Consider the following 23,345-nt stretch of genomic DNA (forward strand, 5'->3'; position numbering starts at 1 on the left):
ATTGATTAAATGAAACTTACTTTTTCACTGCTCTTTTGCGCGTGTATAGCCAAACACCACTAGCAGCCAATAGTAGGACCAGACCTATAAGTAAGAAGTTAAACATAGTCGTCGCTGTATCTGGTAGATTACCTTGACCCTTAGAACTAGTATCTTTTGAATCCGCTAGATTGTCTGAATCCTTAGAGTTAGTATCTGTTCCTTTATCGTCCTCTTTAGCTGAATCTTTTTCTTCTTCTTCTTTTTCAACAACAGAATCTTGCTCATCCTCATTATCCTCATCATCTGATCCACCACTACCACTATCAAGCGTGATGTCACTGTCAGTTAAGGTTTTGGCTAATGAAATAAGCACATTTGCTTGCTCGTCAGTTAAAGCATCCGTACTAGTAGCTTTTACTGCGTTAATATAAGCAGTGAGTTGTAGGTCAAGCTCATCCTGGTCATCGCTTTCATTCGCATTTTTTGCATTGGCTAATGTTGTTTGTAAGTACTCCACTAGTTGTTGTTCGCCACCATTTTCATCAACAAATTGCTTGGTTAAATTGGCTAGACTATCAAAGTCAACTTCGACTTTGATGCTAAGAGATTGAGTAGCACTATTCTCAGCCAAGTCGTGCGCAGTTGCCTCAAAATCATGGGTGCCTAAACCTAATTGATATGCTGGTATGATTATTTTTTCGAAATCGGATGTTGCTCCACCAGACAATGCATCCTCAACAACTACTGCGATTGTTATTTCCTGGTCTACTGTAAAGATAGTATCAGTAGATTCAGAGAATTCAATTGTCGGTGCAGTTCTATCAATCGCAATGCTAAACGATTTTTGTTCTTCGACATTCCCAGCGTTATCTTCACTCCAGTAAGCGATTGTATGTGCACCATCTTCTTCTAATGTTACTGATGTGCCTTCTTGTGGTTCTCCAGTATTCACCGTATAAAATGTTTTGTTAGTTCCAGATTCTTGATCTTCAGCATTAAAATCAATCGTTACTGGTTTATTGTACCAATCGTTCGTTTGTTCTTGATCAATTTGATAGCTTGTTACTGGTGCAACCGTATCAGAGTGCGCAACGTCAACTACGGCAATATTAGGTCTAGTCGGTTCTGCCATTCCTTCGCCAATAAAAAAGCTAGGGTGTGGCGGCTGATTGTAGCCAACATTTTGCCATGCGACTGCAACACGATATTGTGCATCATGCATCAGTGTATGGATTCTTGTATCTGTTTCTTCTGGTGTAAAGTAGACACGTAAAACACTACTATCTTCGGTTCTCCAAATGACTTCTTCCCGCCAGTCACCAAATAAGTCTGCTTGTAATGCCGGTGTACCTTTTGTATGATTATTTGAAAATGTTCCATCTGCAGTGAGTAAATTAACTGATTCGCTATTCTGATAATCCCACTTATCGATTGTACCGACACCAACGCCAGCGTCTTCATTCCACTTATGGTCTAGTATTTCACGAAGTACATCGCCATCCCACCAAATCGCAAAATTGGATGCAGGGATCGAATCGGAAATTTTCTCGCCATTTGCTTTATGCAAGCCACCTACTGTGCTATTCCACGCACCATCAACGGCCCATGCTTCTGAACCTTCATATCGGGGATCAATATCAGCTGTCAGTCCACGTCCTGTGTCTTGACCAGTTTCTATTCCCCATAAAATTTCGCCAGTTTCCGCATCACGCATATCATAGCCATATGGTTTGCTAGTATCTTCTTGTGTTGAGAAGATCTCTAGACCATCGTTACTTGGATCAAATTCGCCTACATGTAGTGCATCACCATGTCCAAGATCTGAATTATATAAGCCAGTTCCATCATCGTCGATCGTTACTTGGCCATAGATGATCTCATCTTTTTGATCATTATCGACATCCGCTACACTTAAGGAATGGTATCCTTGTCCAGCATAATCACTATAACCTTCATCTTTCGTATCAAATGTCCATTGCTTTTCTAACTTTCCATCAGAAAAATTATAAGCAACCAAAACAGATCTTGTATAGTAGCCACGTGCCATAACGAGACTTGGTGTTTCGCCATCTAAATATGCAATTCCAGCTAAGAACCGGTCGACTCGATTACCATAACTATCGCCCCATGCGGAAACATCTCCACGTGCTGGTTCGTAGTCAATCGTATCCATTGCAGCACCTGTTTCACCATTAAAAATTGATAAATATTCTGCTCCTTGTAGTATATAACCATTGGTATATCGGTAATCAGCGTCAGCTTTTCCGATGACATTTCCTTCACCATCAATTGTCCCATCTGACGTTTTAAATGCTACCTCAGCTTTTCCGTTCCCATCGAAGTCATATACCATGAATTGGGTATAATGGGCCCCTGCACGGATGTTTACACCTAGGTCAACACGCCATAATTGCGTGCCATCGAATTCATATGCATCGATATAAACATTACCTGTGTAACCAGCTTTGGAGTTATCTTGTGCATTACTTGGATCCCATTTTACGATCAATTCATATTCTCCATCACCGTCCAAATCACCGACACTTGTATCATTGGCACGATATGTGTAAGGATCTCCAAGTGGTGTCACGCCATCATCTGGTTTGTTTAATGGTATATCAAAGTGATTATTTTCTAATACAGTTGTTTCGACGCGTTCTCCGAATATTTCACCATTAACGATCGGATGGATTTGATAACTAGAGTCAGCTGTCCCATTTTCATCAACAAAATTGGTAGTTGATTGAATTGGATCTTCGGTTAACAATTCGCCGTCTCGGTAAATGTTAAAACCAATAGCTTCAGGATCAGTTCCTAGTAATCTCCAGCTAAGAAGGACACCTTCATCTGTTTTAAGAGCTATTGGTGCCCGGTCGATATCTTCCATTTGTTTTAAGAGAACTGTGTCTGCAGGTGTTTTTAATCGATCTGATTTTTCGGAAACACCACCGGCATTAACAGCAGCTACGCGATAGTAATACGGAATAGTTGTTAATACTGTTTCATCGGTAAAACTGTTAGTGGTTGCTTGTCCAACTAAAACATCCTCGCCATCTTCTGCATCTGCACGATAAATGTTGTATGAACTAACATTTTCAACAGTATCCCAACTAATCGTTAGGTCATTTTTATTTACAGAATCTAGTTTTAAATTCTCTGGTGCAACTGGTACTTCTTGATTGGAGTCAATCATAGATACAGTTAAAGGTAGTGAAGGAACGGTTTCTGTCCCAACGTTATCAATTGTTGTTACTGTATACTCATATTCAATCCCAAGTACTACACTATTGTCTGTAAAAGTTGGTTCCGTTGTCGCATCAAGTAATTCAGTTGTGCTAGTTCCGGCAACTTTACGATAAACATTATAAGATGTTGCACCACCTGCTGCATCCCAAGAGATCGTAGCATAAGCGTTATCTGATTCAAACGATTGATCATCCAATGCTAAACCGCTTGGTGCTACCAATATTGGTGTTAATTCTAAGCCATTAGCAATCCCAGTTGAGCCTGCAAAATTTAGATTCATTTGGCCATCTGTAATCGCGACTTCTGGAATAACTTTTTCCGTAGATCCTTGTCTAGGAGCAGATATTCCACCGTAGCCTTGGTTTTCAATTGTTAACTCTGTGCGTGCGCTGCCTAAAAAATCACCAACATGAACCTTAACGGCATATAAGCCATTGGGAACGTCAACGTTAAAATCCCAACCAACACTAAAGTAACCGATCCAATCTCGTAATAAATCATCTCCTCCACGGTCACGAACGATGACACCATCATTGCTTACTAATCCATAACCACTATCTTTGTTGTATACCGTCGTAGGATCTACACCTGTGTATCCTTCCGCTACGGTTTGCCCTTCAGGACCAAAATCAAATTTGAATGTAGCTTCTTTTGTTAGGATATCACGTGTTTCAGAGTGTTCTGATTCACCTTTGGCATTAACTGCAGTAACAAAAACCTGGTATAGGTTTCCTTCTTCCATCCCATTTAAATTAACTTTTGAAACGGTTGAGGTAGATACAAGTTCAAAATCAGTATCTTCCAGCTTTTTTTGATAAACACGGTAGATATCCGTTTCATCAACGTCGTCCCAGCTTAATATGGCACCAGCGTTACTTACCCCAGAAACTTGTAGATTCGTAGGTTGTGCTGGTACCGCTTCAGGTAAAGTTACATCAGCCACTAAAGAAGCCAGTTTTGTATCTAGTTCCTTTATGCCGCTTGATAATAATTTTGCGATTTGTATCGCACCGTATTCCTGGAAGTGCGTATCATCTTGCACACCGTCTGGAAAAGCGCTATACACACCAGCATCAGCGTGTAAAAACACGGAGCGCGTGCCTTCTGGACCAATTTCATTGTAATATGCCCGGCTTAATGCACTTAAATCAACTAATAAAACGTCTAAGTCTTCCGCTACTTCTTCCATGCCCTTAATATATTCGGGAAAACTAACATTGAATTGGCCATTAGATGCGTTGAAGTCTCTGCGTCCAACTGGTGTAACTAATACAGGAATACCACCGCGTTGACGAACACCTGTAACATATGTCTCTAAATAGTCTTTGTATTGCTCAACTGTTACATAGCGTTCCGGTCGACTACTTGTAGAATCGTTATGTCCAAATTGAATCAATAGATAATCTTCAGGCTGTATATCTCTTAAAATAGTATCTAATCTACCTTCTGTAACAAACGTTTTTGAACTACGACCACCAATTGCTTGGTTATCAACTGTTACATCGGTACTTAGAAAACGATCTAACATTTGTCCCCAACCTGCCTGCGGTTTCCAGTATGGATCGTACGTTTGTGCCGTTGAATCACTTGCCACATAAATGGTTGGATTTTCTGCTTTTGTACGTGTTTGTAATTCTGAAATCATGAGTGCACTTATTTTGGGATTTGATCCGGTCAACTCAATTGTTAATTGACCATCAATCAGAGCGATATCAAATGTACGCTCCGTTATTTCTCCAGCATTTAATGAAGCGTCCTGTACTTTTTGAATGGAATCAGCTACAACCCCAACCTCAGTTGCGTCATCTTCATCACCTAATAGGACAGTGACCGCATAATCTCCATTCGGAAGATCAACTTGAAATGATGTTTCAGTGTACGTAACAAAATCGGTTTGTAACGTATCTGCACCAGCCCGATTTATTGCAGTGACTTTGCTTGGATCAACAAATCCGTAGCCATTTTCTTCGCTATATGCGGTTTGATCAGATATTTTTTCAAACCCATCAGCAAGTTCGCTATCATCTGTTCCAAAATCAAATTGTTTTACAAATATCTCATCTTCAGCTTGTACAACAATAGTAGTTAGTGGCATACTCGTAGCTACTAATAACACAGATAGAAATAGTGCAAACCAACGCGTTTTTGACCTCATTATCCGTAACATATTCCATCCTCCTTTTTTTATTACCTGATACCGTACAGTTAACTAATCACCTCCACATAAGTCTTTAGAGCGCTTACAATAAAAGACTAGCATAACTTGTCCTTAAATTTAGATGAAAAAACAGTTGCTTCTGTTAAGAAAACAGTTGATCATTCGTCAATATCTTTATAAATTGTGGTAATCACTGTTTATTAGTTAGTTCTATGTCGAATTTTCACCTTAAAAAGGTTTTTGTAGGTGACAGGAAAACAAATAGAAAACAACGTTGTTATTATATTTGTTATTGTTGTATTATGGAAAGAGGATAGGAAAATTTTATAGAAAGGATGTATTGTCTACAATTTAAAGAAAGCGCTATCACATAAAATATAATTTAAATTAAAACAAGGAGTTGTTTTAGGTGAAAAAAAAATATGTCTTAGTGGGTGTAGGTGGAAGAGCCGAATTCTTTTATGGAGCAGTTGTGCGTGATTTTGAAGATACAAGTGAACTAGTAGCATTTTGTGATATCAATCAAACGCGAATGGATTATGCGAATCGATTATTGGAGGAAAAATATAAACATAAACAAATTGCATCTTATCGCTCCAATGCATTTGACCAAATGATCAGAGAACAAAAACCAGACACGGTCATTGTAACCTCAATTGATCGAACACATCATAGCTTTATCATTCGAGCATTAGAATTAGGCTGTGACGTGATTACAGAAAAACCAATGACAGTTGATGCAGACAAGTGTCAAGAGATCATCGACACCGTTAATAGAACAGGAAAAGAGGTTCGTGTATCTTTTAATTATCGCTATGCACCGCATAATACAAAAATAAGAGAATTAATTAAAAATGATGTTATAGGTGAAGTATTTTCTGTCAATTTTGAGTGGGCGTTAAATACGCAACATGGTGCCGATTATTTCCGCAGATGGCATCGGGATAAGCGTAATAGTGGCGGATTACTAGTCCATAAATCGACCCATCATTTCGATCTCGTTAACTTTTGGTTAGGGACAACACCAGAAGTTGTTTATGCAACAGGTGGCTTACGTTTTTATGGAAGAGAAAATGCGGAAAAAAGAGGAGTAACTCATTTTTATCAACGTGCACACGGAAGTGAAGTAGCAAAAGACGATCCATTTGCCGTTCACTTGGAAGAAAATGAGCACTTAAAAGCGATGTACTTAGATGCAGAACAAGAGGATGGCTATCAACGTGATCAAAGTGTTTTTGGTGATGGCATTAGTATTGAAGACACATTAGGTGTGCTCGTTACTTATAAAAACAAAGCGATCCTCACGTATTCTTTAAATGCTTATTTACCATGGGAAGGATATATGGTTTCATTTAATGGAAGTAAAGGCAGGATTGAAGTTAAAATATGTGAGCAGTCTTATATCAATTCTGGTGGTGATAAGGCGGATGAAGGAAGTGTAGAGGAAAAGTCAATTCGAGTATTACCGATGTTCGATGAGCCGTATGATGTGGAGTTAGATGAAGGTTTAGGTGGCCATGGCGGTGGTGATCCCTTATTGTTGCAGGATATTTTTGGCACGCCAATAGATGATACGTTTCACCGTGCGGCAACACATGTTGATGGCGCGATGTCTATTCTAACAGGAATAGCAGGAAATATATCTCTAAAAACAGGTCAACCAGTCCATGTTGACGAACTTATAACATGGAAATAAAGTGAATCACATCGCACGAAGAAAATGGATTTATATTATCGAGGAGTCTCCGTATATTTCCATCACTAGCATAGTGGTATATTTCATGAGTTAAAAATAACAAGTAAGAGAGAAAACAAGCTCTCTATCTCTATTTTTTGCACGGTGAATTTATTAGTACAAAAAACTAGTGGATCAAGTTAAATGGGTGACACTCCAGCAGGAACAGCACGGGCTGAAGATCCACTCGGAAGTGTTCTTTGCTTCCGAGTTAGCTGAAGCCGTGCCTGTGGAAAGGGAGCCCAATTCACTTACTCCACGAGGCATAAACTCTCATTATATCGGAGTTTATAGTTCCAATCTTTTACTATGTTCTAACATTATTGAATTTAAAATCTCCTATTGACTAACTACCTTAGATTCCACTCAAAACAAAACTTCTATAGGCAACAAATCACAAAGAAAATGAACGCAGCAATTGTAACATCACCACAAAATAAAGGAGTGGTCTGATGTTTAACAGGATCAAAACTTTTTATTCGGACCTCAAAATTAAAAATAAAATGTTTATTTTAACTTTAGTCGTACTGTTTACATTTAGTTTAGGTAGTCTTTTTATTTTACAATACGCATTTAATATCTATAACAAAGAAATTTATCGTCAGTCTGCTCAGTCTTTAAGTGTATCTTCTAGCTCGATTGAAAATGAATTAAAAAAAATGGAGCGACTATCTTTTCAATTAGCTACAGATCCATATGTACAATCTTATTTATTGAAGTTAAAAGAAGCTGACAATCAATATGAGCAGTTTATTATCGGTGTAGAACTTAGAAAACGATTATTAGACTTAGGAGGTCTTAATAAATACGTCGAATCATTACAAGTATACGATCTTGATGATAAGGAATATGCAACGGGTAATTATATGTTGACATTAGCTGAAAGTCGACTGCGTAATATAAAAAACAAAACATATCCTGAAAAGGGAGGAGCACAATGGATTTTTCCAGATCAAACTGATGAAGCGATAATTGTTGGTCGAGAAGTTAAGTATTATCTAAACTCATTTTCATTGGAAAGAATCGGAATCGTGACTGTTCGAGTTGATCTAGAAGAAATTATCACGGATTTTTCAAAAGCCTTAAATGAAAAGGGAGCTCAGTTGGTTATACATGACGGTGAAGATAACCAACTTTATCCATCTATCTTAGCAAAAGAATATATTCTTAATAAGAATGAAGATTCTGAAGGATATAAGATAATTAAAGATAGTGATACGAAAGAACGTTTTTTTATTACGTATACGCCAACAGCATATACAAAATGGACGTATATGATTATTACACCGTACAGTAATCTTTTTAAAGCAATATCTTCGGTAAGAAAGGCTGTCTTTATTACCTATTTCGTTTTATTTGTTATTATGACATATTTTGGTGGGCGTTTTATAGGAGGTATTACTGGGCCAATTGAAAGTCTAAACAGAAAAATGAAGCGCGTACAAACTGGTAACTTTACTTATTTTGACGAAGAAGCTGATAGCAAACTATCACGAGATGAATCAGGACAAATGCATGATAATTTCCAAAAGATGATGAGCCAAATAAATTTTCTGATAGAGGAAAATTATAAGAAACAATTAGTGATTAAGGACTCTGAATTTAGAACATTACAAGCACAGATAAATCCACACTTTTTATATAATACATTAGAATCAATTAATTGGGCAGCAAAAATGGGCGGAGAGCATAAAATATCTAATATGGCAGAATCTCTAGGCTATATTTTACGTGCATCAATTAACACGAAGGAATCCGTTATTACACTTGAAAAAGAACTGATAGTTGTAACACACTATATAACCATTCAGTCTTATCGATTTGAAGAAAGGTTAAAGTTTCATTCGTCAATACCAGATGCATATCTGCATTGCATCGTTCCTAGATTTGTTTTGCAACCATTGGTTGAAAACGCTATTCGGTATGGCTTACAGAAGATGATCGGAACGTGTTCGATCGAGCTCAGTGCAAAAGTTGAAAATGCGTACTTGATCATCAGTGTTAAGGATGACGGTCCAGGAATTGATCGACAGTTTTTAAATCAGTTAAAAAATGGTGATTATGTGCCAAAGGGAACTGGAATAGGCTTAAAAAATATTAATGAACGAATTAAAATTCTGTTTGGTGAAGACTATGGTATTGAAGTCGAAAGTGATGAGAATAAAGGTACAACGGTACAGGTAATCTTACCTTTTGAAGGAGTGGTGCGCAATGTACAAGGTATTATTAGTGGATGATGAAAGAACTATTTTAGAGGGTATATCTTCCATTATAGATTGGGAATCGGAAGGTACTGAATTAATCGGTACAGCTTGTAATGGTGTGGAGGCACTAGAATTCATTTCAATTCGTCAACCAGATATTGTGATTAGCGATATCATGATGCCTGGATTAGATGGAATCCAACTGATAGAGAAAAGTAAGAAACATTTTCCGAACATAAAATGGATCTTATTATCGGGATTTAGTGAATTTGATTATGCCCAAAATGCGATGCAGTCTGGTGTGAAACATTATTTGCTAAAACCATGTAATGAAAAGACGATAGCACATGCGCTGAGGGATCTTGTAAAAGATCTCAATTACGATAAGGAAAAAGTTTTATATGTAGAAAATATCGAAGGCAAGTTGGAAGGAATTGATTACAACGAAAAAGAACAATGTTTGAAGGAATTACTAACAATTAAAAAAATCAAAAAAGAAGATTACCTGAAAGATACATTATCGATTAACGAAAATGTTCAGGTATTAGTATTCTACTGTAAAGAATATTTCGATACGGATCAATACCGCGTACTAAAAAAAATCATCGATGATATATTAGGAAATGCAAATTACGAGACATATACAATAGTAGGGAATGACTTAATTGTGTTGATTAAGGAGCATGAAGAGCAGCAACATCTTCTATATATGATTAAAAAAATTCAAACAAGCTATGCAAAAGCTGTAAATGTTGAGATGACAATTGTGGTTAGTCATGCCTGTGCGTTATCACGTGTTTATCAGACTTATCATGAGTCACATCGGTATTTGGATCAACAATTTTATCGGGGAACTGGAAGCATCCTAACGCTGTCCGATGACGTAAAACAGCAAAATAATAATGCGGAACTATATCGTTATGATAGTGAACGATTACTTCATTTACTCAAATCAGGTAGTTATGAGGAAGTGAAATTGGAGCTAAGCAAAATTTTTACCATGATATATGATCTGAAATTAAAATCAAGTCTGACAAAATCCTATCTAATCCAGATGTTCTTATATATTATGAACAAAAGTTTAGGAAACGTTAAAGGAGATCGTACAGATTATATGGAACAAATAGCAGGAATAGAAGATTTAGAGACGCTTGAACAATGCTTTGCTACTCTAGAAGATATTTGTTGGCGTATGATGCACAATACTTCAAAGACGGACAGTTATTCATCAATTGTGATAAAAATGATTGATATTATTCAAAATAATTTAGAGAATTCTTATTTATCATTACATTGGATTGCTAAAGAACAACTATTTATGAATGTAGATTATTTAGGTAAATTATTTAAGAAAGAAGTTGGTTATAAGTTTTCTACCTATGTGACGAATAAAAGAATTGAAAGGGCTGTTGAGATCATCGAGCGGGAGAAAGATATCAAAGTCTTTGAGTTGGCTGATAAACTGGGTTTTGGCAACAATCCGCAATATTTTAGCCAAATTTTCAAAAGGATAACAGGTGTAACACCTTCTGACATTATCAAGTCAGGTTAGCGATGTAAACACTTCACTTGTTTTTGAACAACTATAACTGTTTTTTCTATCATTGATTTTATGAAAAGCTGTTAAGATTAGATTGTAATGTAATCGCTTACAATATGAAGGAGGGTAAAAATGAAAAAAACGCTATTTTTATTGCTCGGTCTTATGATGGTTTTATGGTTATCCGCATGCAGTGATGATTCTTCAGGGGACACAAATGAAACTGGAGATGAAGCTGCTACAGAAACAGAGGATGACGGTGCAAGTGATGATGCTAAAGACGAAGGTGAGGAAGTTACATTAAGGTTAGCTTGGTGGGGTGACCAACCAAGACATGATTATACAAGTGAAGTTGCTCAAATGTATATGGATCAAAATCCTAATGTGAAAATTGAAGTTGAATTCGCAAGTTGGGATGATTATTGGCAGAGATTAGCACCGCAAGCAGCAGCAAATGAATTACCAGACATCATTCAAATGGATCTTTCTTATTTAACACAGTATGCTCAAAATAATCAATTGGCCGATTTAACACCATTTCTAGATAACCAAATTGATGTTTCAAACATAGCGGATACCGTCGTCTCAGGTGGTTCGGTTAATGATGGGATATACGGGTTCAACTTAGGTGTAAATGCTCTTGGTTTCCATTATGATCCTGCAGTTTTAGCTGAAATTGGTGTAGATGCAATTCCAGAAGATTGGACATTTGATGACTTTCAAGATATGTCTGCTAAGGCAGTAGATGCTGGATTGTTCTTCGATACTGGTTATAAAGGTGACGTATTTTTTAATTATTATTTACGTACACAAGGGAAACGACTTTATGCAGAAGATGGTAGTGGCTTAGGCTATGATGATGATCAATTATTTGTTGACTTCTTCTCTAAGATTGCAGATCAAGTTGAAAATAAAGCAACACCAACACCAGACTATTTAGCTCAACTAACTGGTATTGAGGATGATCCAGTGGTTAAACAAGAAGGTGTCGGTATTTGGCAATGGTCAAATCAATTCGTTGGTGTACAACAGGTTGCTGATAGACCAATGGAAATTGCTCCAATGCCAGGTCCAAATGCTGTTGAAGGTTTATTTTTAAAACCAAGTATGTTCTTCTCGGTTTCTGAAAATTCAGCGCATAAAGAGGCTGCAGCATCATTTATCAGTTTCTTTGTTAATGATGTCGAAGCAAACAAATTAATCTTAGGTGACCGTGGTGTACCTGGATCTTCTGAAGTGAAAGAGGCACTAAAAGCAGAAATATCAGAATCACAACAGCAAGTGTTTGAGTATGTCGAGTGGGCGGAACAAAATAGTTCACCAATGGGCGCAGCAGATCCATCTGGTGCTGGTGAAGTAATTGAATTATTAGATATGATCACAGAGCAAATTAGTTACGGTCAAATTACGCCTGAAGAAGCTGCAACTAGCTTTAGAAGTCAAGCTGAAAGTATGCTTGGAAATTAATTAAGCGTGTATAGCAACGATAGATAGCTGATCTTTGCTCTTATAGATCAGCTATCTACTTTAAAAGCCATAGAAGTTCCTATAGAAAGGAGATGAGTAAATGAACACGCGTATGAAAGATAATTTATGGGGATACTTTTTTATTGGACCATTTATTATTGGTTTCCTAGCTTTTACATTTATTCCGATATTATCGTCGCTATATTTTTCGTTTACTTCATATGATTTATTTTCTTCTCCAACCTGGATAGGCTTGGACAACTTTAAAAAAATGTTTACCGAGGATCCGAGATATTTCCAATCATTAAAAATAACGATTATCTATGTTTTTGGTGGTGTACCAGCACGATTAGTCTTCGCACTAATAGTTGCAATGTTGTTAAATACAGCTTCAAGAGCAGTCGGGATTTACCGAACCATGTACTATATGCCATCTCTAATTGGTGGTAGTGTTGCAGTCGCAATTATGTGGCGTAATATTTTCGGTGATGATGGTATTGTCAATTTGGCTTTACAAGGCTTAGGATTAGATGCTATTCGTTGGTTTGGTGATCCGACAGCAGCACTTTGGATGCTTATTGCTTTATCGGTTTGGCAGTTTGGTTCATCGATGTTAATTTTCTTAGCAGGTCTAAAATCGATTCCGCAAAGCTACTATGAAGCAGCAAGTGTGGATGGTGCAAATTTCATGCAAAAGTTCTTTTCTATAACGATCCCGATGTTAAGTCCAGTTATTTTGTTTAATATGATCATGCAAACAATCGCGGCATTTATGACTTTTGTTCCTGCATTCATTATTTCAAAAGGTACTGGTGGACCATTAGATGGAACGCTCCTTTATTCTCTCTATCTATTTAAACAAGGGTTTGAGTACTTTAACATGGGCTATGCGTCAGCAATGGCTTGGGTAATGCTAATAATAATCGCTGTATTGACATCTATTATCTTTGCAACATCAAGATTTTGGGTTCACTACGAGTCAGAAGGGGGTAGATAAAGATGCGTGTTTCTAGACCAAAGTATTGGTTGTATCACATTCTAGTTGGCGGATTTGCCATTTTGTTACTCTATCCAGTTATTTGGCTTTTAATGAGTTCTTTTAAAGTAAGTGAACAAATTTTTATCACAGCAGATGCATTGCTCCCTGATCCGTTTATCATATCAAACTATGCGCAAGGCTGGGAAGGGTTTGCAGGTTTCTCTTTTGGTGTATTTATTAAAAATACATTAGTGTTTGTTGCCTTTATGCTAGTAGGCCACTTGGTTTCTTGTTCCTTAATTGCATTCGGATTTGCTCGCTTGAAGTTTGCTGGAAAAGGAATTTGGTTTGCTGTTATGATGTTCACTTTAATGTTACCTTATGAGGTTGTAATGATTCCACAGTATATCATTTTCTCTCAATTAGGTTGGTTAAACTCGTTAAAACCATTAGTAGTTCCAGCATTTTTTGGTCATCCATTTTTCATCTTCCTACTGGTTCAATTTATTCGAACCATTCCAAGAGACTTAGATGAAGCCGCACGAATTGATGGATGTAATACCTTTAGTATATATTACAGAATTATTTTACCATTGATAACACCAGCTTTAGCTACTACAGCTATTTTCACCTTCTATTGGACTTGGGATAACTTGCTTGGACCAGTTCTTTATTTAAATAGTCCTAGTAAATATACGGTTTCAATGGCCCTCAATATGTTTTTGAGTAATGAAACAGTATCTAGCTGGGGAGCGATGTTTGCGATGTCTATTCTCACATTAGTTCCAGTATTTATTATCTTCTTTATTTTCCAACGTTATGTGGTAGAGGGGATAAGCACAAGTGGGATAAAAGGTTAAACGTTTGGCTAATAGGATTGCAACGAGGCAAGTAATTTACAAATGAAAAAACGTAAGTGATTGCCTCTAGCTTACCTAAAAATAAAGTTATTTAGGAGGCGATCCAATTATGAATGCTTTAAATAACGCATTAGAATGGTTTGTAAGGATGGCATTTCTAAATATGTTATGGCTTATTTTTTCAGCACTTGGGCTTGTTGTTATTGGCTTCTTTCCCGCTCTTGTTGCGACATTTACGATTGTACGTAAATGGTTGGTTGGCGAGGTAGATATTCCTGTTTTTAAAACATTTTGGCAGACATATAAAAAAGAATTTATTCGCAGCAATATCCTAGGTTACGTACTTACGATTTTTGGAGTGATTTTGTATGTTGATATTTTGATATTTAATGCATCATCCAATACGCTTATTAATTTGTTAAGCATTCCTCTTGTTATTGTTACGATGGTCTATTTATTGACATTATTTTATATATTCCCAACCTTTGTTCATTATGAAATGAAGCTAGTGCAAGTAATTAAAAACGCTTTTCTAGTAATGATTTTAAATCCATTTCCGACAATAATTATGTTACTTGGAACAATAGGAATCATTTTTGTATCCCTTACCTTCCAAGCCTTAGTACCAGTACTAAGTGTAAGTTTGTTAAGTTTGACACTTATGATGCCTTCAATTCGGGCGTTCGATAAAATAACCGAGAAACAAGCGAAGTTTTTGATAAAATAATAGTGTTAGGAGGGTGTCAGATATGACTAACGATTCATTTATTATCGATAAGGATACCGTTATAAACATTCCAAAAGTTACTGAATCAGCATTTCAACATGGATTAGATATCTTTATCCGAGATTTTAAAAAAGTTATCGGACACCAGCCTGCTATAGTTAGTAATAAAACTTTAGCAAATTTAATAATTCGTTATCCAGAAATGGATGAAGATATAGTGAATCAGGAGGAATCCTTTTTAATTCGTTTCACAAAGATGCATAACACGTCTGTTATGCATCTCATTGGAAGCGATGATTTGGGGATCGTTTTTGGATTGTTATACATAAGTAAAAAGTATTTTGGGGTTGATCCATTTTGGTTTTGGAGCGATATCGAAATACCGAAAAAAAGCAGTGTAATAATTCCAATTCAGACATATGATTCAGAAATGCCAGCTGTCCGTTATAGGGGTTGGTTTGTTAATGATGAAGACTGTTTGATTGGTTGGAAAGAAGGGTATCCGCCAACGGAAGAAGTTTGGTTACCTGTTTTTGAAGCACTGTTAAGATGTGGCGGTAATATGGTCATCCCAGGGACAGACTTACCTAGAGATGGCATCCATTTTGAACTAGCTTCAGAGATGGGTTTGTGGATAACCCATCATCATGCTGAGCCGCTTGGAGCAGAAATGTTCTCACGCGCGTATCCAAACAAAAAACCGAGTTATAAACAACATCCAGCTTTATTTGAACAGTTGTGGGAAGAGGCGATTATCAAACAAAAGCACAAAAAAGTATTATGGGTACTTTCTTTTCGAGGGCAAGGTGATAGACCTTTCTGGGATCATGATCCTGATTATAATACAGCAAAAAAACGAGGCGGACTAATTAGCAGTGTTATTAATCGTCAATTTGAGATGGTGAAAGCACATGTGCAAAATCCAGTTTGTTGTATGGCTCTTTACGGGGAAATAGCAGAATTATACCGACAGGGAGAAGTAACTGTACCTGATGGTGTGATAAAAATATGGGCAGATAATGGTTACGGAAAAATGGTATCAAGAAGGAATGGAAATACGAATCAGAGAGTTTCGACGTTACCTAGTCCAAGTGATGGTGAAAGTCATGGTATTTATTATCATATTACCTTTCATGATTTACAAGCATCCAATCATTTGACAATGTTTCCTTCCTCATCAGAACTTATCCGTGATGAACTTGTTAGCGCATTTTCAGCTCAAGCTAATAGCTATCTGTTACTGAATTCAGGTAACGTCCGTCCCCATTTGTATCAGCTAGACCTTGTAAGTAATTTATGGAAAAAAGGAAACGTTAATATAAATGTCCATTTGAGTGAGTTTATCAGTCGACTTTTCTCTACTTATCATGATGAAATTTTTGCAGTCTATAAAGACTACGTAAAAATCACCATTCAATATGGAGAAAATAAGGACGATCGAGCTGGTGATGAATTCTATCACCATACTGCGAGAAAATTGATCGGACACTGGTTAACTGGTAAAACAGATCAATCATTGGAAAAATTACATTGGGCAACGGGAGATTTACCTTTTGAAAAACAAATAGAATGGTTTGATACGAAATGTAGGGAACGGATAAATAAGTGGCAAGATCTAAAAGTCAGGTGTTACGTGATCAAGAGGAAATTGAATCCTATTGAGCAGACAAGGTTTCAAGATCTACTAATCATGCAAATAGAGTTACATGAATCGGGATGTAAAGGACTTGTATCCCTATGTGAATCATACTATTCGTATCAATCGGCTAAATATCCACAGGCGTTTGTTCAGGCGTCGATTGCAATGCGGCATTATCAAGCAGGGATAGATGTCTGTAAAAGGTCAGAACATGGAAAATGGAAGAACTTCTTTTCGGCTGATTGGTTAACAAACATGGATATAACAATCTACAATCTCGATACACTAAGAAAATATATTCGAATGTACGGTGATTCGCCTGACTTTTTCTTGTGGTATAAAGCATATTTGATGCCAGAGTCAGAAAAGAATATCTATTTAGAGAATACCCATCGCGAGCCACTAAGTGACGATGATCTAGCAGAAATGCTTGAGAAAAAGTTTGGGTTTTGAAATTAATATGAATTAATTTACATTGTTCTTTTTTATCAAGCGTGATATAGTATTGTAGCGATGAGCTATTTTGTGTAAGTCGAAGGATTTGCCCTAGGGCTAAACGTTGAATGTGGTCAACGGTTTTTCGCCTCAAAACGTACATGACACGTGATTTTAATCGCGTGTATAAAAAAAGTCGATGCCAGCAATGGTATCGACTTTTTTTGTTTAATTATTTACCATAAAAGATTATATAACCGCTGATTGATCAAGTTCGTATTAATTGGGCATGTGGATGCATCGCGCCCATATTGCCATGCCCAAACGTTGGCTTTGCAATTTGGTTTCGATGGATCAAACTTTGGTGCATTTCTTTGTTTTGAAATACCTGTTTTTGGTTCTGCACTCCAAAGCACAGCTTGTACTGCTACTTGATCGTTTTGTGAGACGGCTTGGCAGTATGCAGACGTGAAATTACCCTCAATTAAATCATTATAAAATCCGGGTTTAAAACCAGTAGGATACATTGCTTCTACATAACCTAAAATCCAATCCGTATCCACTTCAAAAGAGTTCTCTACATTCGCAAATATAATCGTTCCCTCTGGAATACCTAGTCGTCTAGCATGGTAAACTGCATTTTGCGCAGTTGTGCGTCCTTCTCTACTACCAATCGCAGCTGTTAATTTACTATAAATAGGGATAATCTTTGTCCCACTATTGTGTAAAAGTTCTATCTCATTTTGGGTTAATCCTTCAGCAACACCATCCATCTGTGTAATATTTCTCCCCCAGTATTCTGGTTTTCCATAGTTTTTTAAAACACAATTATATAAATCCTTTGTCACATTCGTTGCAGAATCTACTCCCCATAAATAACTCACTCACAAAACCCTCTCCATACAAAATGTCGTTTGTACATGTATATGTGTAGGGAATCCTACTATGAATGAATACTAGATTTTCTAGTATTTCTGTTGGAATGATAGATAGTAATTGGGCGGAGCGAGGCAGTAATTGGGCGGAACGATGCAGTAATTGGGGGGAGCAAGGCAGTAATCCGGCGGAAACGAGCACGATAATTCAAAAGAGTATGACACGCAACTAGTTGCATAAAAGTAGTTGACTAGTTGATTATTTAGAAAAAATTGCTAGTGATTAAAGACAATTAAGCATGCAAATGGTAAAATAATGACACTGCGTGAGTTGATCAAAGATAGAGATGGAGATGTAGAGATGAAAAAGGGAACAAAATTCATTGTTATATCAAGCATTTTAGCGGCAATTTCTGTGTTAGTTAAAATATATCACGATACAAATTTCTTTAAAGTGCAACCTTTTAAGATCCAAACAAAAAAATTATCAAAAGGATCTTCCTTTTCAATTTTACAGTTAAGTGATATACATAATAAAGTTTTTTTAAATAATAATGAAATGCTACTTAATAAGGTAAATCAACTAGATGCAGATGTGATTGTGCTTACAGGTGATCTTATTGATAGGAAAACAAGAGAACTATCTCATGTGTTTCATTTGATTGAAAAGTTAGTTGAAATCAATCCACGTGTCTATTTTGTATCTGGAAATCATGAATGGGATAATTCAATACGAGAGAAATTATTTGATGGATTGCATGCTCGAGGCGTCAAACTACTTGATAATAAAAGTCAAACAATTACCGTTGCAAATACAAGACTTACGATACTAGGTGTGGCGGATTTTACTACACAGCATGCAGACCTAGACGTAGCGATGCAAAATATGGAACAAACGGATTACACCATATTATTATCACATGCTCCAGATATTTCATGGATGCTAGCAAAAACACCAATAGACGTAACGCTTAGTGGCCACACACATGGTGGACAAATACGATTACCCTTTATTGGTGCAATTGTTGCGCCCGGACAGGGGTATTTTCCATCATTGGATAAGGGGCTCTATCCTATGAAAAATGGCAAATATGTATATGTTGATAGTGGCGTTGGGACAACATGGTTTCCAATACGTTTCCTTAATCAAAGCCAAATGAGCTTGATAAAAATAGTTGGTGAGTAGTAAGGCACATAAGAGTAAGTTATATTCCAAGTTAAATGTGGTGAATTTTTAGTTTTGGCCAAATAGATTGCCAATTTTTCTGTTTTATTCTCTTTTCATAAAATTGCGCACGTTTTGCTGTTTCTTTAAAATAAGCTGTCGGTTTTACTTCTAAATTGAGCACATCAACAATGCCACATGGCGCAGTCAGAATTACATTATCCTTTGTATCTAATTTCACGCCAAGTGCAGTTGCTGTTTCAGGGAATTTTGAGATCGCATCTTCAGATGACATATACGGTGGAATGTCGTTTACAAGGTGCATTCTTGCTTCATTCTTAACGGACCAAGGTACATTAGGAAGAAGTTCTTTTAACACAGCCTCGTAATTTTTTTCAGTTACTTCATCTGTATTATCTTTATCAAAATAGATCACATCGATATCAGTTGGATTAGTCTTAGCAGTAAATGCGTGAAGGGTATCCCAAATTTTAGATCGTACAAAGCCAGCACATATCCACCAATCAGGCAAATTTAATGTCTTTGCTGTCCGTAAAATAGTCATCATTTCTCTGTCATTTTGAATTAGATTGATGATATCTTTTTCATTTTGCAATATAGCCACGACCTTCATGTTTTTTTACATTACTTAACTAAGATCAACATTTTCAAAATGTTCCACTACTGGAAATGGATCGTAGAAATGGTGTAATTGTTTTTTCCAGTCTTGATATGCGCTTGATTGTCTAAATCCAATCGTATGATCGTCTAGCGTTTCCCATCTAACCAATAATAAATATTTACCCTTTACCTCCAAACAAGACTGTAATTCATGTGATATGTATCCTTTCATCGAAGAAATAATCTTTGAGGCATCACGAAAAGCTACTTCATATTCGGACATTTTTTCTTGCTTAACCTGAATAGCAACTGTCTCTAATATCATAAAATCTCCCCCTATATTCTTTTTCTATATAGTAACATGAATGCTGCATTGGAAAATCAATGACGCATTATTTTTGCGTTATTTTTTTGGATATATATGTTAATATAATGTGTGTGAAGTACTTAATCAATGGGGAGGAAATTTCAATGGAGTCTTATCAAGCTACGATTGAAGATTTAGAAGGCATTTCAAATTTATTTAATCAGTATCGTGTATTTTATCAACAAACATCAGATATAGATGGTGCTAAAGCTTACATTAAAAAACGTTTAGAAAACAAGGATGCTGTTATATTTGTTGTTAAAGACAAACAAAAATATGTAGGGTTTACACAACTATATCCGAATTTTTCTTCTATAGCGATGAATAGAGCATGGATTTTAAATGACTTATACGTAGTTAAAGAAGCTAGAAAACAAGGAATAGGAGAAATACTTTTACAAAAAGCGAAAGAATTTGCTATTGAAACAAATGCCAAAAGTATAAGCCTAAGTACAGCACCAGATAATGATTCCGCTCAAAGGTTATATGAAAAAAGTGGTTACATAAAGGATACCCAATTTTATCATTATGAATTAAGTTTGGGTTAATACCTGTTTAATTCATTTTTTGAGTAAAATGTAAATATCTAAACGTATAGCTTCTTCTTTATAGTTTTTTAGGTTGTCTAAAAATTCATTCACTTAACAGTTTAAAATATAGGGTCTAAATAAGAAAAGGGCCAAATTATCTTGAGGTCTTTTTCTAATTATTATATTTATTTTGAAAATATTCTAGCGCTTCTTTTAGTTTATCATTCTCTTTTTTTAACTCTACATAAAACTGACACCAATGAACAGTATGAAAGTCAACACGCTTGAACCATCAAACAAAATCTATCACCTTCCTCGATATAACAATCGATCACTTAATAAATTCATGTGTTAAGTCAAGTATAGCATGATTTTGAAGTTAATTAACAAGCATTTAACTATATTTTTGAAGTGTGTGGAAGACTTAATTAATAGAAGTTTGTAATATAAAAAAGTACTATTAAAAGTGAGGTATTCCCTTTTGGTCAAGACATCAATGTGATTAGATGATAAGATTCTAGTTAATTGACTTGAAATATTATTAGTAAGGAGAATTCATCTTGAAAAAGGTAGTTATTATATGTTTATTAATTGGTTTTATGACAGCATGTTCGAATGACACAAAGCAGACAGTTGAATCAGAACGGGACTGGTCACAGATTGGTTTAGAAGACTGGAGCGAAGAGGAAATCCGTCTAAGTAAAGATGAATTTAAGCAGTATTTAGACTATTTAGAAATGTTTCAAACGAAAGAAAATGCTGGTGTTTTAACGCTTGAACTACTAGATAATGAAACAATCGAAGCCAAAGTTTTACAAGAAATTGGTTCAGAAGAGGATATTAGTGAAGCTCAAACAGATTTCTTGGATCAAAACCTTCGCCAAGCATATAAGGCTTCTACCTATTACCAAAATCAAACCGAACCAACGATTCGTTTTGTTGATTCTGAAGGAGAAGAGATTGTTGCATTTAATAAGTCGTTTGAACAACGTGAAAAGGAAAAAAAAGAAGAAATTGTAGCAAGTCGTGAGGATTTAGGGACATTCGCCATGCGTGAAGAGGTGGAGATTGGTGGAGCTAATATCACTTTTACTGGTGGGACGACCGTTGCCAGAAGATTAGAGGATGAAATCTATTCGCCAAAATATGTCGTGCGAATGGGACTTTCCTTTGAGAATGTTTCAACTTTAAGTAAATATGCTTCTGCTAGAGCGTTTATCGTTGAGGATTTTTCAAGACAAGAACTAGATATATATGGATTGGACGATCTTGTACATGAAAGAAAAGTTGAGCCAGGTAATACAATACATGGACCGCTATATTTCACTGCATCTGGAAATGGTCCATATCGGATAACCTATCAAACCGATAACTATAGTGTAACGTGGTTAATTGAAGATGTAGAAGTCGGGATACCACAACATACGAATTAAGAATTTGATCATCCAATATACAGTAATGGATTAAAGCATTTATCCATTCCGTTTTATAAGTAAAATGGTGTAGCTACTCTGCTTCTCTGGCGGTAGCTACTTTTTAGTTTTTCTTTAAATTAGAGACAATAAGGTGACAACATGGTAAAATATTGCTATTGAGGTGGGGTTGTTCGATGAAAAAGAAACAGATTATTATTTATATGAGTCTATTATTTGTTTTACTGGTGGGAATTAAAGCATATTACGATACTAACCTTTTTAAAGTAAATCAGGTTGCGTTTGAAACGGAAAAGATGCCAAATCGTTCATCTATTACTATTCTACAATTAAGTGATCTACATAATAAAGTTTTTGGTGATCAAAACAAAAAGTTAATAAAAAAAGTCGAGGATTTAAATGCAGATATCATTGTCATTACGGGTGACCTTATCGATCGAAAAACGAGTGATTTTACGGACATGTTTGCATTAGTTGAGGAACTTATGATATTAAATGAAAACGTTTATTTTATATCGGGAAATCATGAATGGGATAATCCAGATACAGAAGTATTTTTTGCGGGATTGGAAGAGCTAAATGTCAGTATGTTAGATAATGCGCACACGACAATTACCCTAGATAATGCGACGATCAATCTTGTTGGCATTGGTGATAGCTCAACAGAACATGACAACCTTGCAGCAGCATTAGATGGACTTAACCCAGACAACTACACGGTGTTACTGTCACACACACCCGACACATCAAACAGTTTCATCGAAAGTCCAGTAGATTTGACACTGAGTGGACACACGCACGGTGGACAAGTACGCTTACCATTCATTGGTGGTGTAGTCGCACCAGATCAAGGTTTCTTTCCAGCATTTGATAAAGGGATATTTGAGCGAGGAGATGGAAAATATCTTTATATTGATAGTGGATTAGGAACAAGTATCCTGCCGATCCGTTTTCTCAATCAAAGCCAAATGAGTATGATTACAGTGCACGGGAATAACTAAGTAACTGCTTTTTTTAGCGAAATCTAGTAGAATGTAAGTTTCTCATGCAGAAGGGAAATTCCTTCAAGATTACTTCCCAGTTATCTATAGCTATCGGTTAAGACAATCAACCGATTCAAGTAAGAAAGTAATGACCAAGGAAAAGTGGCTCCATCATGCTTACTTCCAAGATCATGATCCAACAACGATAGATCGACTCGGCGAGAATGAACAAATGGCGCTCTTTGAATAAATGGAAAAGGGAAGACAGTCGAATTTGATTGTCTTCCTGTTTGATTTGTCTATTAAGCTGCGTATATTGTTAAGTACGGAACATAAATATCTCGAATAAAATTAACAGGATAGTCGCACACGAGTTGTTTTCTTGTGTTAAAATAACTA

General features: G+C 36.2%; 17 protein-coding genes. 13 read left to right on the plus strand and 4 right to left on the minus strand.

Going from position 1 to position 23,345, the window contains the following annotated elements; translation table 11 throughout:
* Positions 1–16: 16 nt before the first annotated feature.
* Positions 17–5,395 carry a rhamnogalacturonan lyase family protein gene (locus D2K60_RS21155; RefSeq protein ID WP_117170023.1) on the minus strand — a complete coding sequence of 1,793 codons (5,379 nt, stop codon included), beginning with the start codon at positions 5,393–5,395 and terminating at the stop codon, positions 17–19.
* A 400-nt stretch (positions 5,396–5,795) separates the two neighbouring features.
* Here D2K60_RS21155 and D2K60_RS12850 point away from each other — a divergent pair, with 400 nt between their 5' ends.
* The 8 genes from D2K60_RS12850 (at position 5,796) to D2K60_RS12885 (ending at position 16,990) form a co-directional block, all read left to right on the plus strand.
* The gene (locus tag D2K60_RS12850) at positions 5,796–7,082 is read left to right on the plus strand and encodes a Gfo/Idh/MocA family protein (RefSeq protein ID WP_117170022.1); all 1,287 of its coding nucleotides are present in this window, start codon (positions 5,796–5,798) and stop codon (positions 7,080–7,082) included.
* 491 nt (positions 7,083–7,573) lie between these two features.
* Positions 7,574–9,358 carry a cache domain-containing sensor histidine kinase gene (locus D2K60_RS12855; protein WP_117170021.1) on the plus strand — a complete coding sequence of 595 codons (1,785 nt, stop codon included), beginning with the start codon at positions 7,574–7,576 and terminating at the stop codon, positions 9,356–9,358.
* Positions 9,333–10,877 (plus strand): response regulator transcription factor, encoded by a 1,545-nt coding sequence (locus D2K60_RS12860; protein ID WP_117170020.1) that lies wholly within the window; start codon positions 9,333–9,335, stop codon positions 10,875–10,877. Before D2K60_RS12855 ends, D2K60_RS12860 begins: the two co-directional genes overlap by 26 nt.
* Before the next feature lie 120 nt (positions 10,878–10,997).
* On the plus strand, positions 10,998–12,332 hold the full coding sequence (locus tag D2K60_RS12865; RefSeq protein ID WP_117170019.1) for an ABC transporter substrate-binding protein: 1,335 nt from the start codon (positions 10,998–11,000) through the stop codon (positions 12,330–12,332).
* Positions 12,333–12,432: 100 nt separating this feature from the next.
* Entirely contained in the window at positions 12,433–13,329 is an 897-nt protein-coding gene (locus D2K60_RS12870) for a carbohydrate ABC transporter permease (RefSeq protein WP_117170018.1), read from the plus strand.
* A gap of 2 nt (positions 13,330–13,331) precedes the next feature.
* Positions 13,332–14,171 carry a carbohydrate ABC transporter permease gene (locus D2K60_RS12875; protein WP_117170017.1) on the plus strand — a complete coding sequence of 280 codons (840 nt, stop codon included), beginning with the start codon at positions 13,332–13,334 and terminating at the stop codon, positions 14,169–14,171.
* A gap of 109 nt (positions 14,172–14,280) precedes the next feature.
* Positions 14,281–14,898, plus strand: coding sequence for a YesL family protein (locus tag D2K60_RS12880; RefSeq protein WP_117170016.1), 618 nt, complete (start codon positions 14,281–14,283; stop codon positions 14,896–14,898).
* Positions 14,899–14,920: 22 nt separating this feature from the next.
* Positions 14,921–16,990 (plus strand): glycosyl hydrolase 115 family protein, encoded by a 2,070-nt coding sequence (locus D2K60_RS12885; protein WP_117170015.1) that lies wholly within the window; start codon positions 14,921–14,923, stop codon positions 16,988–16,990.
* Between the two features lie 218 nt (positions 16,991–17,208).
* Here D2K60_RS12885 and D2K60_RS12890 read toward each other — a convergent pair whose 3' ends face one another.
* Positions 17,209–17,856, minus strand: coding sequence for a glycoside hydrolase domain-containing protein (locus D2K60_RS12890; protein WP_117170014.1), 648 nt, complete (start codon positions 17,854–17,856; stop codon positions 17,209–17,211).
* Positions 17,857–17,921: 65 nt separating this feature from the next.
* On the opposite strand from D2K60_RS12890, the gene D2K60_RS20715 reads away from it, so the two are divergent.
* Positions 17,922–18,080, plus strand: coding sequence for a hypothetical protein (locus D2K60_RS20715; protein ID WP_162880754.1), 159 nt, complete (start codon positions 17,922–17,924; stop codon positions 18,078–18,080).
* Positions 18,081–18,208: 128 nt separating this feature from the next.
* Complete coding sequence (locus D2K60_RS12895; RefSeq protein WP_117170389.1) at positions 18,209–19,033, plus strand: metallophosphoesterase; 825 nt, start codon at positions 18,209–18,211, stop codon at positions 19,031–19,033.
* A 31-nt stretch (positions 19,034–19,064) separates the two neighbouring features.
* Here the strand turns inward: D2K60_RS12895 and D2K60_RS12900 are convergent, their stop codons facing one another.
* Both D2K60_RS12900 and D2K60_RS12905 read right to left on the minus strand, forming a co-directional pair.
* The gene (locus D2K60_RS12900; RefSeq protein WP_117170013.1) at positions 19,065–19,646 is read right to left on the minus strand and encodes a nucleotidyltransferase family protein; all 582 of its coding nucleotides are present in this window, start codon (positions 19,644–19,646) and stop codon (positions 19,065–19,067) included.
* Between the two features lie 15 nt (positions 19,647–19,661).
* On the minus strand, positions 19,662–19,958 hold the full coding sequence (locus D2K60_RS12905; protein WP_117170012.1) for an antibiotic biosynthesis monooxygenase family protein: 297 nt from the start codon (positions 19,956–19,958) through the stop codon (positions 19,662–19,664).
* A gap of 146 nt (positions 19,959–20,104) precedes the next feature.
* Between D2K60_RS12905 and D2K60_RS12910 the strand changes: the two genes are divergently transcribed.
* The 3 genes from D2K60_RS12910 (at position 20,105) to D2K60_RS12920 (ending at position 22,964) form a co-directional block, all read left to right on the plus strand.
* Positions 20,105–20,548, plus strand: a complete 444-nt coding sequence (locus D2K60_RS12910; RefSeq protein WP_117170011.1) for a GNAT family N-acetyltransferase — start codon at positions 20,105–20,107, stop codon at positions 20,546–20,548.
* Between the two features lie 542 nt (positions 20,549–21,090).
* Positions 21,091–21,963, plus strand: coding sequence for a hypothetical protein (locus D2K60_RS12915; RefSeq protein WP_117170010.1), 873 nt, complete (start codon positions 21,091–21,093; stop codon positions 21,961–21,963).
* Positions 21,964–22,139: 176 nt separating this feature from the next.
* Positions 22,140–22,964: a metallophosphoesterase gene (locus D2K60_RS12920; protein ID WP_117170009.1), complete on the plus strand. Its 825-nt coding sequence runs from the start codon at positions 22,140–22,142 to the stop codon at positions 22,962–22,964.
* The last annotated feature ends 381 nt before the right edge of the window (positions 22,965–23,345 follow it).

The organism is Paraliobacillus sediminis (assembly GCF_003426055.1).

What these genes read in the sequence shown, in the direction of transcription:
- D2K60_RS12865 (WP_117170019.1), top strand. Translation starts at nt 10,998, where the DNA reads ATGAAAAAAACGCTATTTTTATTGCTCGGTCTTATGATGGTTTTATGG.
- D2K60_RS12855 (WP_117170021.1), top strand. Translation starts at nt 7,574, where the DNA reads ATGTTTAACAGGATCAAAACTTTTTATTCGGACCTCAAAATTAAAAAT.
- D2K60_RS21155 (WP_117170023.1), bottom strand. Translation starts at nt 5,395, where the DNA reads ATGTTACGGATAATGAGGTCAAAAACGCGTTGGTTTGCACTATTTCTA.
- D2K60_RS12895 (WP_117170389.1), top strand. Translation starts at nt 18,209, where the DNA reads ATGAAAAAGGGAACAAAATTCATTGTTATATCAAGCATTTTAGCGGCA.
- D2K60_RS12860 (WP_117170020.1), top strand. Translation starts at nt 9,333, where the DNA reads ATGTACAAGGTATTATTAGTGGATGATGAAAGAACTATTTTAGAGGGT.
- D2K60_RS12870 (WP_117170018.1), top strand. Translation starts at nt 12,433, where the DNA reads ATGAACACGCGTATGAAAGATAATTTATGGGGATACTTTTTTATTGGA.
- D2K60_RS20715 (WP_162880754.1), top strand. Translation starts at nt 17,922, where the DNA reads ATGAATACTAGATTTTCTAGTATTTCTGTTGGAATGATAGATAGTAAT.
- D2K60_RS12900 (WP_117170013.1), bottom strand. Translation starts at nt 19,646, where the DNA reads ATGAAGGTCGTGGCTATATTGCAAAATGAAAAAGATATCATCAATCTA.
- D2K60_RS12905 (WP_117170012.1), bottom strand. Translation starts at nt 19,958, where the DNA reads ATGATATTAGAGACAGTTGCTATTCAGGTTAAGCAAGAAAAAATGTCC.
- D2K60_RS12875 (WP_117170017.1), top strand. Translation starts at nt 13,332, where the DNA reads ATGCGTGTTTCTAGACCAAAGTATTGGTTGTATCACATTCTAGTTGGC.
- D2K60_RS12920 (WP_117170009.1), top strand. Translation starts at nt 22,140, where the DNA reads ATGAAAAAGAAACAGATTATTATTTATATGAGTCTATTATTTGTTTTA.
- D2K60_RS12880 (WP_117170016.1), top strand. Translation starts at nt 14,281, where the DNA reads ATGAATGCTTTAAATAACGCATTAGAATGGTTTGTAAGGATGGCATTT.
- D2K60_RS12885 (WP_117170015.1), top strand. Translation starts at nt 14,921, where the DNA reads ATGACTAACGATTCATTTATTATCGATAAGGATACCGTTATAAACATT.
- D2K60_RS12910 (WP_117170011.1), top strand. Translation starts at nt 20,105, where the DNA reads ATGGAGTCTTATCAAGCTACGATTGAAGATTTAGAAGGCATTTCAAAT.